The sequence below is a fragment of the Thermomonospora echinospora genome (assembly GCF_900108175.1).
Taxonomy (GTDB): domain Bacteria; phylum Actinomycetota; class Actinomycetes; order Streptosporangiales; family Streptosporangiaceae; genus Thermomonospora; species Thermomonospora echinospora.
Window position 1 is genome coordinate 33,767 of sequence record NZ_FNVO01000024.1, and the last position, 12,148, is coordinate 45,914.

13 protein-coding genes are annotated in these 12,148 nt (G+C 71.9%); 6 read left to right on the forward strand and 7 right to left on the reverse strand.

Annotated elements, in window-relative coordinates:
* Positions 1-358 precede the first annotated feature (358 nt).
* Together C4U03_RS33665 and C4U03_RS33670 are read right to left on the reverse strand one after the other, a co-directional pair.
* On the reverse strand, positions 359-631 hold the full coding sequence (locus C4U03_RS33665; RefSeq protein ID WP_103943851.1) for a hypothetical protein: 273 nt from the start codon (positions 629-631) through the stop codon (positions 359-361).
* A complete protein-coding gene (locus C4U03_RS33670) occupies positions 628-1,086 on the reverse strand; it encodes a hypothetical protein (protein ID WP_146087613.1) in 459 nt (152 codons plus the stop codon). Before C4U03_RS33670 ends, C4U03_RS33665 begins: the two co-directional genes overlap by 4 nt.
* 240 nt (positions 1,087-1,326) lie before the next feature.
* Here C4U03_RS33670 and C4U03_RS33675 point away from each other — a divergent pair, with 240 nt between their 5' ends.
* Both C4U03_RS33675 and C4U03_RS33680 read left to right on the forward strand, forming a co-directional pair.
* On the forward strand, positions 1,327-2,175 hold the full coding sequence (locus C4U03_RS33675; protein ID WP_103943853.1) for a helix-turn-helix domain-containing protein: 849 nt from the start codon (positions 1,327-1,329) through the stop codon (positions 2,173-2,175).
* Positions 2,176-2,177: 2 nt separating this feature from the next.
* Complete coding sequence (locus tag C4U03_RS33680) at positions 2,178-2,372, forward strand: DUF397 domain-containing protein (protein ID WP_103943854.1); 195 nt, start codon at positions 2,178-2,180, stop codon at positions 2,370-2,372.
* A 76-nt stretch (positions 2,373-2,448) separates the two neighbouring features.
* Here the strand turns inward: C4U03_RS33680 and C4U03_RS33685 are convergent, their stop codons facing one another.
* Together C4U03_RS33685 and C4U03_RS33690 are read right to left on the reverse strand one after the other, a co-directional pair.
* On the reverse strand, positions 2,449-4,083 hold the full coding sequence (locus C4U03_RS33685) for a long-chain fatty acid--CoA ligase (protein ID WP_103943855.1): 1,635 nt from the start codon (positions 4,081-4,083) through the stop codon (positions 2,449-2,451).
* 33 nt (positions 4,084-4,116) lie between these two features.
* Complete coding sequence (locus C4U03_RS33690; protein WP_103943856.1) at positions 4,117-5,013, reverse strand: SDR family oxidoreductase; 897 nt, start codon at positions 5,011-5,013, stop codon at positions 4,117-4,119.
* A gap of 262 nt (positions 5,014-5,275) precedes the next feature.
* Between C4U03_RS33690 and C4U03_RS33695 the strand changes: the two genes are divergently transcribed.
* The 3 genes from C4U03_RS33695 (at position 5,276) to C4U03_RS33705 (ending at position 9,306) form a co-directional block, all read left to right on the forward strand.
* Positions 5,276-6,877 (forward strand): alkaline phosphatase D family protein, encoded by a 1,602-nt coding sequence (locus tag C4U03_RS33695; RefSeq protein WP_103943857.1) that lies wholly within the window; start codon positions 5,276-5,278, stop codon positions 6,875-6,877.
* A 376-nt stretch (positions 6,878-7,253) separates the two neighbouring features.
* Positions 7,254-8,600, forward strand: a complete 1,347-nt coding sequence (locus C4U03_RS33700) for an NYN domain-containing protein (RefSeq protein ID WP_103943858.1) — start codon at positions 7,254-7,256, stop codon at positions 8,598-8,600.
* Between the two features lie 118 nt (positions 8,601-8,718).
* The gene (locus C4U03_RS33705) at positions 8,719-9,306 is read left to right on the forward strand and encodes a tetratricopeptide repeat protein (protein WP_235018304.1); all 588 of its coding nucleotides are present in this window, start codon (positions 8,719-8,721) and stop codon (positions 9,304-9,306) included.
* Positions 9,307-9,453: 147 nt separating this feature from the next.
* Here C4U03_RS33705 and C4U03_RS33710 read toward each other — a convergent pair whose 3' ends face one another.
* Positions 9,454-10,026, reverse strand: coding sequence for a hypothetical protein (locus C4U03_RS33710; protein WP_235018305.1), 573 nt, complete (start codon positions 10,024-10,026; stop codon positions 9,454-9,456).
* 145 nt (positions 10,027-10,171) lie between these two features.
* On the opposite strand from C4U03_RS33710, the gene pyrE reads away from it, so the two are divergent.
* Positions 10,172-10,708, forward strand: coding sequence for an orotate phosphoribosyltransferase (gene pyrE, locus C4U03_RS33715; protein ID WP_103943860.1), 537 nt, complete (start codon positions 10,172-10,174; stop codon positions 10,706-10,708).
* A 52-nt stretch (positions 10,709-10,760) separates the two neighbouring features.
* On the opposite strand, the gene C4U03_RS33720 is transcribed toward pyrE, so the two are convergent.
* Both C4U03_RS33720 and C4U03_RS33725 read right to left on the reverse strand, forming a co-directional pair.
* Positions 10,761-11,165: a hypothetical protein gene (locus C4U03_RS33720; protein WP_103943861.1), complete on the reverse strand. Its 405-nt coding sequence runs from the start codon at positions 11,163-11,165 to the stop codon at positions 10,761-10,763.
* Positions 11,166-11,234: 69 nt separating this feature from the next.
* The gene (locus C4U03_RS33725; RefSeq protein ID WP_235018306.1) at positions 11,235-11,939 is read right to left on the reverse strand and encodes a DedA family protein; all 705 of its coding nucleotides are present in this window, start codon (positions 11,937-11,939) and stop codon (positions 11,235-11,237) included.
* Between the last annotated feature and the right edge of the window lie 209 nt (positions 11,940-12,148).

The following is a 12,148-nucleotide window of genomic DNA, read 5'->3' on the forward strand; positions in this document are numbered from 1 at the left end:
ATCATCGGCCGCCGGTCTCGCCAACGCGAACATCTCGCCCACCTCGCTGCCCGGGTCGTAGCTGCCAGCCTGAACTGGCATGGCGGCAGGTTACGCCACATCCCTACCCGCTGGTAGCCCTTTCCCACGCAGTGGGACACGGTCACGAACCCTGGTCATGCCAGCTGCAACTGGAACACTGAAAGTCTGATGGCGACAACGGAACGTGCTCGGGCCGAACCCCCGGCACGGGACGGCGGGCCTCGTCCCTATCCCTCCGTTCGAGAGCGGGCGCGCCGCCCTCCTCCCCGCCGGCGCGCCCGCGTCTGTGAGGGGCGGCGGCCCTCCCCGCGAGGCTGTACCTGCCGCCGCCCCGGCTCTACCGGTCGCCGCCCTCCGCCAAGGCGCCCTTGACCGCGACGATCGCGTCCATCGGCCGGTCGGCCTCGCAGATCGGGAAGCCGCCCGCCCGTACGAACCACAACCGGCCGCCGTCGGACGCGCGCTTTTGCGCCCACACCTCGACCCTCCGGCCCTCGTCGTCGGTGACGGTCAGGTGGTGGGACTCGACGGCGACGGCGTACCCCTGGCCACGCAGGGGACCGGCCAGTCCGTGGAGCGCCTGCCGGCGCGCGTCATCGGCCGCGATCATGCCGCGACCTGGAGGAGTCCGAGCCGGACCCCGGCACGCCGCCACATGCCGCGCTCGTCACGACGGGCGGCATGCCGCCCGCGAGGCGGCGGCGCGGGCGGACTGGTGGGCACGGTGACGCGGGACGCCTGGTGGTGTGGGGGCATCGACCGCGCCACCGCGCCGCCCTCACCCAGCCGGGGCTGCTGGGCCCGGGCCAGGCGAGGGGTCTGGGAGATGTCCCCGACCGGCGGGCGCTGGGTCAGTCGCGCGGGCACCGGCCGGGGAGACTGGGGGTAGTGCTCCCGGTAGTAGTCGGGCAACGCCCACCACGCGCCGGTCTCCTCGCCGAGCCACACCATGGCGCGGGGGTACCGGCGGCGAATCTCGCGAATCTGCCGCTCGGCCGTGGACGGCCCACGGCCCGCCCACGGGGCGGACGCCACCGGAGCGCGTTCGGTCTCGGTACGATCCATGACAGCCAGGACCTCCATCCTGGTCAGGCCCCGGGGGACGCCAGCGCTGCAATCGCTGGACCGGGGCCGCTTCATGTCTGGGACGGTCTCGCCGGATCACCCTGCATAGCCCTCCGGCGCAACCGCTCCTCCACCATGCATGCACAAGTGCTAGATCACAAGGCACATGTGCAAATTCGTTGACCCAATGTGTCCACGAAGCTACACCTGATACACCCGTACCGTGACAAGGTGGCGCACATGGCAGAGCAAGGGCCGACCGCTCGGCAGCGCAAGCTTGCGGCACTGCTCAAGCGGTACCGCGACGAGGCAGGGTTCATCCAGGAAGACGCCGCCGAGTTGATCGGCATAGAGCGAACCAAGCTGGTCAGGATCGAAGGCGGACGACGCATCCCCACCGTGGCCGACGTCGAGAAGATCCTCGACGCCTACGGCCCCGCCGACGAGACGACCAGGCGCGGCATTATCCGACTGACCGAGCAGGTCCGCCAGCGCGGATGGTGGGCGCCGTTCACCGATGTGTTGGCCGGCAGCTACGCGGAGCTGGAGCACGCGGCCGACCGGATCCGTATGTTCCAGGTGCAACTCGTCCCCGGACTGCTCCAGACCGAGGACTACGCCCGCCTCCTGATCGCCAAGCACTTCCCCGACTTGCCCGAGGAGGAGATCGACCGACGCGTCCAAGTCCGCATGACCCGGCAGGCGATGTTGAAGCGGAAGAACCCACCCCGGTTGGAATTCATCCTCACCGAGGAGGTACTACGCCGCCCGGTCGGCGGCCGGGACATGATGCGCGATCAGCTCGGTCACCTGTTGGCGGCATCCACCCGGCCGCATGTGTCGGTCCGGATCATCCCGATCGATCGGGGCCACTACGCGTCCATTGGTGGCGGCAACCTGGTGCTGTTCGAGTTCAATTCGGTAGTGGATCTGAACGTCGCGTACCTGGAGACCATCGTCGGCGGCAGGTACGAAGAGAACGCTTCACAGGTGCGTGCTTGTAGCTTGATATACGACCGCCTCGCCGAGTCGGCCCTACCAGAAGATGAGTCGGCGGCGCTCATCGGCACCATCATGAAGGAGACGTAAACATGGGCGACTTCCCCAGCCCACGCCCACAGTGGCGCAAGAGCAGCCGCAGCGGCGGCGGCAACGAGGCTTGCGTCGAGTTGGCTGCGCTCAGCGGGACCATCGGGATCCGGGACAGCAAGAACCCCGACGGCCCGCACCTGAACGTTACGCGCGACGCCCTCGGCAGCCTCCTGAGCACCATCAAGGCCAACTAAACGTCTGACCGCACAACCGTCCCCGGCTCAACGGGCCGGGGGCTTCTCATTGCGCTGACACCGCCTGTCGGCGGTGTCAGCGCAGGTAGACCACGTCGTACTCCCCGGCCGCATGGCAGGCCCGGATGGTTGCTTTGGAGAACTTGCCGACCGAGGTCTTCGGCACCTCCGTCACGATCGCCCACCGTTCGGGTACCTGCCAGCGGGCGACTCGGGTGGCCAGGAAGTCGCGTAGTTCGTCGAAGGTGACCTGGTGGCCGTCCCGGATCACCACGGTGGCCAGGGGGCGTTCGCCCCACTTGTCGTCGGGGACGCCCACGACCGCGGCCTCGGCCACGGCCGGGTGGCCCATCAGGTGGTTCTCCAGTTCGACCGAGGAGATCCACTCGCCGCCGGACTTGATGACGTCCTTGGCCCGGTCGGTCAGGGTCAGGTAGCCGTCAGGGCTGATGTGCCCGACGTCGCCGGTGCGCAGCCAGCCGTCGTGGAACCTGTCGGGGTCCTCGGCCCGATAATAGGAGCCGGTGATCCACGGGCCGCGGACCTCCAGCTCGCCGACGCTCTCGCCGTCGTGCGGCAACACCACTCCGTCCGGGCCGACCAACCGGGCCTCGACGGGGGCCGGGAAGCGGCCCTGCGTCAGCCGGTGGGCGCGCACCTCCTCGCCCGTGGCGGTGACCGGCGGCCGGGCCACGGTGCCCAGCGGCGACATCTCCGTCATCCCCCAGGCGTGCAACAACGTGATGCCGTGCCGGTCGTAGGCGTCCATCAGCGCGGGCGGGCAGGCCGAGCCGCCCACGACCGCCTCGCGCAGGGAGGAGATGTCGGCGTCGGGGTCGCCCTCGACGTGCGCCAGCAGCCCCTGCCAGACGGTCGGCACACCCGCGCCCTTGCCGGGCCGGGACGCGCGGATGAACGCGGCCAGCGGCCCAGGTGACAGGAACCGGTCCGGCATCGCCAGAGACGCCCCGGTCAGGAACGCCGCGTACGGCAGCCCCCAGGCCAGCACGTGGAACTGGGGGACGATCCCCAGCACCTTGTCGTGCGCCGACAGGTCGAAGGCGTCCGGCATGGCCGCGGCCATCGCGTGCAGGTAGATCGACCGGTGGCTGTAGACGACGCCCTTCGGGTCGCCGGTGGTGCCGGAGGTGTAGCACATCGCGGCGGCCTGCCGTTCGTCCACCTCGGGCCAGTCGTAGCCGGCCGGACAACCGGCCAGCAGCTCGGCGTAGTCGTGGACGGTCACGCCCTTGGGCGCGGTGAAGGCGCCGGGGTCGGCGCCGCCCGCCCGGTTGACGATCAGGTGCTCGACGGTCTTCAGCCGGGGCAGCAGCGGGGCCAGCAGCGGCAGCAGCGTGCCGTCCACGATGATGACGCGGTCCTCGGCATGGTCGGCGATGAACGCGATCTGGTCGCCGGACAGCCGGATGTTGAGCGGGTGCAGCACCGCGCCCATGCATGGGACGGCGAAGTAGGCCTCGACGTGCTCGGCGTTGTTCCACATGAACGTGGCGACGCGGTCGCCCTCGCCGACTCCCAGCTCGCGCAGCGCGTGCGCCAGCCTGGCGGCGTTCACCCCGATCTCGGCGTAGGAGACACGGCGCAGGCCGCCGGGTGTGGCGGTGTCCACCGTCGCCGAGGCGTGCCGTGCGGTGCCGTGCTCCAGCAGCCGGCGGATCTGCAGCGGAACGTCCTGCATCGTGCTCAGCATCGATGGCTCCAGATCAGAGGGGGTGACCGGATCTCACGTGCCGGCGGGACCGGCGGGATCGGCGGCCGAGGCCGCGGCGCCACCGGCCCCGACCAGATGCGTGTCGGCGCCCGCGGCCAGCCAGCGGGTCTCGAAGTCGCCCATCACGCGCCGGGCGTGGCGGGTGACGGTCGCCGGGACGAACGCCCGCGCCAGTTGCAGGGCCGGCAGCCAGCGCTGGCCGTAGACATGGGGGCGGCGGCGGACGATGCCGTCCACCAGGCGGTCCACGGTGGGCTCCAGAGGGTAGGTGCGGTTGGTGGGGAACGGCAGCCCGGCGCGCATCTCGCGCAGCACCTCGTTCTCGTCGGCGCCCCGCACCATGTCGGTGTCGGTCCAGCTCAGGTAGCCGACGCCCACCCGTACGCCGTGCGGGGCGAGCTCGGCCCGCAGGCAGTGGGCGAACGCTTCGACCCCGGACTTGCTGGCGCAGTAGGCGGCCATCATGGGCGCGGCGCACAGCGCGGCCAGCGAGGCGACCTGGAAGAAGTAGCCCCTGCTCTCACGCAGCGCGGGGATGAAGGCGCGGGCGGTGGTGACGCTGCCCAGCAGGTTGACCTCGATGACGCGGGCGAACGTGCGGGGGTCGGAGTACTGCACCGGCCCGCCGGTGGCGATGCCGGCGTTGGCGATCACGACGTCGATGCGCCCGTACCGCTCGACGATCTCCCCGGCGACCTTGGCCATGGCCGCGTCGTCGGTGACGTCCGCCTCCCACCAGCCGGCGTCCTCGCCGCACGCCTCGGCGACCCGGGCCAGCTCGGCGGGCTCCAGTCCGAGCAGCGCCAGCCGGGCGCCGCGTGCGGCCAGCCGCCGCGCCAGCAGTTCGCCCAGGCCACGGGCGGCACCGGTGACCACCACGACCTGGCCGGCGATCCCGGGTTTCGCCATGGTGATCGTCCTTCCTTTCCCCACGCCGTACGCTGCCAGTCTCAACTGGCAGTTACCGCAGAGTAGACCATTCTTCCTACTGGCCGGTAGCCCCCAAACGCTTGCGGAGTCACCGGGTGACTGTGAGCAGTCACCGAGCATCCGGCGAGCACGAATCGCCAGTTAGGACTGGCACTGCGAGACCCACGACGCCCCGCCGAGCCCCACCCCCGGCGTCCGCCCGGTGGACGCGGAGGCGTCCGGTGGACTAGAGATGCGCGATATGACCGAACTGGTTCTCGGACCCCTCCTCCGTCATGTCGGCGAGCGCACCGCGACCGTATGGGTGGAGACCGACCGCCCCTGCACGGTGGAGGTCCTCGGCGCGTCCTCTCCGACCTTCACCGTCCACGGTCACCACTACGCCCTGGTGGAGATCGACGGGCTGGAGCCGGGTTCGCAAACCCCCTACCAGGTGCTGCTGGACGGCCAGGTCGCCTGGCCCGAGCCGGGTGAGCGGAGCCTCCCCGACAGCGTGATCCACACCCGGCGGGACGGTGGCCCGGTACGGCTGGCGTTCGGCTCCTGCCGGCGCAGCCCCGACCCCCGCGGCGAGCACGGGCCGGACGCCCTGTCGGCGTACGCGCACCGGCTGGCCGAGGGGTCCGGCCAGTGGCCCACCGCGCTGCTGATGATCGGCGACCAGGTGTACGCCGACGAGCTCGGCGAGGAGATCCGCGAGTTCATCCGCCGGCGGCGCGGCACCGACAGCGAGCCGGTGGACGAGCTGGCCGACTTCGAGGAGTACACCTACCTGTACCGGCTGGCCTGGCGGACCGACCCGGCGGTCCGCTGGCTGCTGTCCACCGTGCCCACGTACACGATCTTCGACGACCACGACGTACGGGACGACTGGAACACCTCCTACACCTGGCGCGAGCAGATGTGGGCCCTGCCCTGGTGGCGCAGGCGCATCACCGGCGGCCTCGGGTCGTACTGGATCTACCAGCACCTGGGCAACATGTCGCCCGAGGAACGGGCCGCCGACGAACTGTACGCGCGGGTCCGGGCGGCCGACGGCGACGCCGGGGAGATCGTGGACGAGTTCGCCGAGCGGGCCGACAAGGAGCCCGACAAGGCGCGCTGGAGCTACACCCGCGACTTCGGCGGCACCCGGCTGGTCATGGTGGACAGCCGCTGCGCCCGGCTGCTGACCCCCGACCGCCGGGCCATGCTGGACGACGCCGAGCACCAGTGGCTGCGCGAGCAGTGCCGGGGCGGCGTCGACCACCTGCTGCTCGCCAGTTCGCTGCCGTACCTGCTGCCCCGGGCCATCCACAACGCCGAGAACTGGAACGAGGCGATGGCCGGCGGCGCCTGGGGACGGGCCGGCGCCCGGCTCGGCGAGAAGGTCCGGCAGGCCGCCGACCTGGAGCACTGGGCCGCCTTCGACGCGTCCTTCCGCTCGGTGGCCGGCGACGTGCTCGCGGTGGCCCGCCAGGAGCGCGGCCCCGCCCCGGCGAGCATCGCGTTCCTGTCCGGCGATGTGCACTACTCCTACCTGGCCCGGGTCACCGCCCCCGACAGCGGGGCGACGCCGATCTCCCAGGTGGTCTGCTCACCGCTGCGCAACCCGCTGCAGGGCAGGTTCCGGCTGGCCAACGTGCTGGCGTGCCGGCGGGGCATGGCCTGGGCCTTCCGGGGGCTGGCCGCGCTCGCCCGCGTCCCGAAGCCGCCGCTGCGGTGGCGGCTCACCCGCGGCCCGTGGTTCGACAACATGATCGCCACCATCGAGGTCGACGGCCGGACGTCCCGGGTGCGCTGGGAGGCCGCCGCCGACGGCACCACGCTCACCGAACGCGGCACGGCGGACCTGTCGGCCTGAACGGGACGCAGACCGCCGTCGCCGGGCGGGAACTCTTGACCTGCTCTTAAGGCGGGTCTCTGTGGCTCCATCTACGATCGAACCGACCGTCGAACTCGGCTGTAAAGATCTATGGACGAGGCATTCCGGATGGCCAGAGGCCCTGGTAGCGTCCCCTCGCAGTGTCCGTGGAGGCTGTCGGTCGTGCATCGGCGGCGAATCGCCGTATCGGCTTACGGCACAACAGGCCTTCACTACGCTAGTGATGCCCGGGATCCCTCGCAGCCCCGCGTCCGCTGAGATGGAACGTGGGCCACCGGCAGGGTCGGCGGCGGCCCCCGGCTCCGTCGCGGAGCCGGCTGCCGAGGGTCCCCGTAGCGAGAAAGGGCGGTGCGACATGGATCGCTGTGCGCTGTTCGTAGACGCCGGCTACCTGCTGGCCGACGGCGCGATGGCGGTGCATGGGACCCGCCATCGGGAGGCCGTCTCCTGGGACTTCGCCGGGCTCCTGCAACTGCTGGGCAACCTTGGCCGCGAGCGCACCGGCATGCCGCTGCTGCGCTGCTACTGGTACGAGGCGACCGTCGAGGGGCGGCGCTCCCCCGAGCACGAGGCGCTGGCCGACCTGCCCGGCCTCAAGCTGCGGCTGGGACGCATCCGGCCGGGCCGCCGTGAGGGCGTGGACACCGAGATCCACCGGGACCTGCTGGCCCTGGCCCGCAACGGGGCCATCGCCGACGCGGTGCTGGTCAGCGGGGACGAGGACCTGTCCACCGCCATCTGCGACGCCCAGGAGCTCGGCGTGCGGGTCACCGTGGTGCACGTCGCGGTGGACGGCAACTGGACGATCTCGCGGGTGCTGCGCCAGGAGTGCGACGACCTGATCGAGATCGGCTCCGGTCATCTGCGCCCGTACGTCACCCTGCTCAGCGGGCTCGACCAGGGCGGCGCCCCGGTGTCGCCGCTGTCCAACGGGCACGGCAAGAGCAGCGGCCAGTCGCTCGCGCCGCTGCCGACCGGTCCGCTCAGCAGCCCGCCGCCCAGCTCCCCCCTCACCGGGCAGCCACCGGTCCCCACCTCCTCCGGCGGCGGGACGTCCTCGGCGAACACCGGCTCCAACCCGCTGCCGAACGGCGCGGGCTCCGGGTCGGGGTACGGCGGCTCGCTGGGCACCACCGGCACGCGCAACTACGGCTCCCCGCCCCTCGACCAGCCGTCCGGACCGCCCGCGGGCTCCGGCTTCGGCGGGTTCGGCGGGGTCAACGGCTCGGCGTCCACCGGCCCGCAGATTCCCGCCCCCTCGCCCCCGATCCCGTCCGCCCCCACTCCCTCGCCTTCCCCGCCGTCCTCCCCACCCGGCGGGATGACGCAGTACGGGCCGCCGCCCTCGCCCACGCCGACCGGCCCGCAGCCGATCCCCCAGCCGTCGTCGCCGCCGATCTCCTACACCGGCCCGCAGCAGCAGTTGTCCCCGCTGCCTGCTGTGCAGCAGAGCACCCCGACGCTGGCGGACGCGGTGAAGGCCGCGCACAAGGAGGGCCAGGACTTCGGCGAGTCGGTCGCCCGGGACGCGCCCGCGCTCTGGCTGGAGGCGGTGCTGGCCCGCAAGCCGCGGATGCCCTCGGACCTGGAGGCCCGGCTGCTGCAGGGCTCCTCGCTGCCGATCGACTTCCTGCTGCACGACGAGGTACGGCACGCGCTGCGCCGCGGCTTCTGGGACGCCCTGGAGCGCTCTCGCCGGTAACCCCCGGGTGACCGGCCGTCGCGTCGCAGGTCGGGCGGGCCGGGACGAAATCGAATCGGATTCGCGATCATCCGCAAATCCCCCGCTTCGGGTGCCGACCGGCGGGTAGCGTTGAAGCGTGACGCATGTGACGGAAGACGATCTCGACGATCTGGAGTTCGCCACCCTGCGCACGGGCGATCACACGTCGGCGGCGCGGCGGCTGTCGGAGCTGGCCGCGTCGGTGTCCGGAGGGGTCTCCCGCGCCAAGGTGCTGCTGCGCGCCGGGGAGCAGTGGCAGCACGCGGGCGATCATGGCAAGGCGGCCGAGCTCTACCGTCAGGCGATCGAGGACGGCGGCGAGACCTACGGCGACCCGCGCGCCTACCTCGCCGACGCGCTGTTCGAGCTGGACCGCCCCGACGAGGCACGGGACCTGATCGAGCAGATCCGCGCGGACGCGCCACGCGACCCCGAGGTCTACCGGACCGTGGCCGAGGTGCTGTACGCGCAGGGGGACCTGGCCGGGGCGTACGAGTGGGCGACGGCGGGCGCCGACATGGTGCTCGCCCTGCGCGAGCGCCGCACCGGCCCCGGCGACGACCTGGTGGTCGCCGAGGACAGCCTGGAGGGACTGCTGCGGCTGCGCTACCGGGCCAGGATCGACCTCGGACGCTCCGAGGACGAGTACGACGCGATGCTGGACGACCTGCTCAAGGCCCCCTGACCGGCGCCCGGCGCGCGACCCGCCGGGGCGGGCCCCTGCGGTCCTTCGGGCACCGTGCCCGGCGATCCGCGCGGCGCCTCGCGCGATGTCACATCCGCGAGGCTCCTCAGGTGGCCACGTGCGCCTGCCAAGGTCCGCCGGGTGGCTTCACAGGGCGGCGATGAGGTCGTTCAGTGCTCGTGCGATGTCGCCGCCGGAGTGGGCGTGCGGCGTTCTGATCGGCCAGCCGCGCAGCCTGGCCTGGCGTATCGGCGGGTTCTGCTCGTCGCGCGTGCTCAGATATCCGCACGGCGCCTCCGGCCAGTCGGCCGGGACCGGCACCGCGCCCTCGGCCGGGCCGAAGGCGTTGCCGTTCCCGTGCCCGTGGTCGTGCCCGTGGTCGTGCCCGTCGTGGTCGGGACCGGAGGGGCGGCGGTGCACGGGAAGGTCGGCGTCCACGAACACGTAGCCGCCGATCGGCCGGTGGGCCGCGCGCTGGGCGGCGGCGACGGCCGGCAGCAGCGGGCCCGCGGCGCCCCGGCCGACGAGCACCAGCGGCACGTTCGGACCGGCGGCGGAGATCACCAGCGAGGCACGGGCCACATACCGCATCCCGCCGCCCTCCCGGATGTCGGGGGCGATCACGTCCAGCCCGTACGAGCGCAGCAGTTCGGGAAGCCCTCCCCAGGCGCCGGCGGTGGCGTGGGGAGGGTGCAGCAGGATCAGCGAGCCGGGCGTCATGGCGCTATGCGACCCTGTGGAAACGGCGCGGCATCAACCGAAGGTACACCCGCCCGGCCCGCCGTGGCATGCCCCGCCACGCCGCGCCCCGTCCCGGTGCACCGTGCCGCGCAGGCTGCACCAGGGCGCGACTAGGGTTCTTGTCGTGAACGACCGCGAAGAACTACTGCAAGAGATCAAGAAGAAGGCCGTCGTGCACGGCGAGTTCACGCTGTCGTCCGGGCGGCGCGCCACCTGGTACGTCGACCTGCGCCGGGTGACGCTGGACGGGCGGGCCGCCCCGCTGGTGGGGCGGGTGATGCTCGACCTGACCGCCGACCTGGCCTACGACGCGGTGGGCGGGCTGACCCTCGGCGCCGACCCGGTCGCCGCGGCGATGCTGCACGCCGCACACGCCCAGGGCCGCCGGCTCGACGCGTTCGTCGTCCGCAAGGCCGACAAGACCCACGGCCTGCAGCGCCGGGTCGAGGGCCCGGACGTGGCGGGCCGGCGCGTGCTGGCCGTGGAGGACACCTCCACCACCGGCGGCTCCGTCCTCACCGCCGTGCAGGCGCTGCGTGAGGCGGGCGCCGAGGTGGTCGGGGTGGCGACCATCGTCGAACGGGGGGCCGCCGAGCGCATCCGCGCCGAGGGCCTGGACTACCGCTCCGCCTACCAGGTCTCCGACCTGGGCGTCGACTGACCCGTTCACCGGCCTGCGACACGGGCCGGGCGGTGGAGGGACGTGGGGTGGGTCAGCCGGACCTGGCGGGCACGGCCCACTGGCCGCGTCCGCCGTCAGTGTCGGTCTGCAGTTCGCCGTAGATCCGCACCTCGACCGAGGCCGAGTCCGACACGACGACGTCCAGCGGCGCCTGGTCGTACTTGCGGGTCTCGCCCGGACCGAGTTCGCCGCGCAGCAGGACCGCCCCGTCGCTGCCGGGCACCTTCACGAAGACGGTGGTGGGCCGTCCGGTGACGGTGATCACCAGCGGGGCCGCCGACGGGTCCACGGAGGGCGGCTCCTGCGAGCCGCCCGGTTCTTCGACGCTCTGGGTCGAGGGCAGGGCCGAACTCGGCGCGGGCCCCGGCGGCGGCGAGGTGAGCGCGTTGACCAGCGCGAGCCCGCCGATGACGACGAGAGCCAGTGCCGCTGCCACGGCAAGGGTCGCGAAGAGTATGCGCGCAAGACCTCTAGGGTCCGACCGGTGACGTCCCACATGGGGAGGTTAGCGAGAACTGTCACCGCTCAGCGACGCTCGCGACTGTTCTGCTGCATTCTTGTCGGCGTTCAGGCGCGCCTCGCGGCGTCCCTTCATCACCTCACGCACGATCGGAATGATCGAAAGTAGGACGATCACCACGATTCCGGGCATGATGTAGGTCTCGATGTTCGGAATCTTCGAACCGAGGAAGTGGCCGGCCAGGAAGAGCCCGTCGGTCCACAGCACGGCGCCGATCACGTTCCAGAGGAAGAACTTGCGGGCATCCATGCCCAGCATCCCGGCCAGCGGGTTGAGGAACGTCCGCACGATCGGGATGAAGCGGGCCAGCACCACGGCCTTGGCCGGGCCGAACTTGTCGAAGTAGTGCTCGGCCTTCTCCACCCATTCCTGGCGGAAGATCTTCGAGTCCGGCCGGTCGAACAGCCGGCGTCCGTACTTGGCGCCGAGCCAGTGCCCGAGCTGCGCCCCGGCGATGGCGCACAGCGGCCCCCCGACCAGCAGCACCGGCAGCGACAGCGGCTGGTCCAGGCCGATGCCGCTGGCCGCCGACCCCACGGTGAACACACCCGCCGCGAACAGCAGCGAGTCACCGGGCAGGATGCAACCGAACAGCAGCCCGGTCTCGGCGAAGATGATCGCCAGGATGCCGATCACGCCGAACGTGACGATCAGGGACTGAGGGTCGAGAAAGTTCACCGCGAGTTCCACGGTGTGAGCTTATCTGTCCAGGCCACGCCTTTCCTCCCGAAGAGCCAAGGCCGTCCCGCCTCCGGCGTCCCGGTGGCCGCCCCGCGTCCCCGCCGTCCCGCACCGGTGGCCCGGCTTCGTGACACCGCCCCTGACATGCCCTGTCACCAGGGGAACCGGGATCGGTCCAGAGCACCCCGGAGGTGTTTCGCGGCCGCCGGTCCGGGATA

Excerpts from the sequence above, each read along its gene's own strand:
- C4U03_RS33665 (WP_103943851.1), bottom strand. The coding sequence starts at position 631 with ATGATCGCGGCCGATGACGCGCGCCGGCAGGCGCTCCACGGACTGGCC.
- C4U03_RS33670 (WP_146087613.1), bottom strand. The coding sequence starts at position 1,086 with ATGGATCGTACCGAGACCGAACGCGCTCCGGTGGCGTCCGCCCCGTGG.
- C4U03_RS33675 (WP_103943853.1), top strand. The coding sequence starts at position 1,327 with ATGGCAGAGCAAGGGCCGACCGCTCGGCAGCGCAAGCTTGCGGCACTG.
- C4U03_RS33680 (WP_103943854.1), top strand. The coding sequence starts at position 2,178 with ATGGGCGACTTCCCCAGCCCACGCCCACAGTGGCGCAAGAGCAGCCGC.
- C4U03_RS33685 (WP_103943855.1), bottom strand. The coding sequence starts at position 4,083 with ATGCTGAGCACGATGCAGGACGTTCCGCTGCAGATCCGCCGGCTGCTG.
- C4U03_RS33690 (WP_103943856.1), bottom strand. The coding sequence starts at position 5,013 with ATGGCGAAACCCGGGATCGCCGGCCAGGTCGTGGTGGTCACCGGTGCC.
- C4U03_RS33695 (WP_103943857.1), top strand. The coding sequence starts at position 5,276 with ATGACCGAACTGGTTCTCGGACCCCTCCTCCGTCATGTCGGCGAGCGC.
- C4U03_RS33700 (WP_103943858.1), top strand. The coding sequence starts at position 7,254 with ATGGATCGCTGTGCGCTGTTCGTAGACGCCGGCTACCTGCTGGCCGAC.
- C4U03_RS33710 (WP_235018305.1), bottom strand. The coding sequence starts at position 10,026 with ATGACGCCCGGCTCGCTGATCCTGCTGCACCCTCCCCACGCCACCGCC.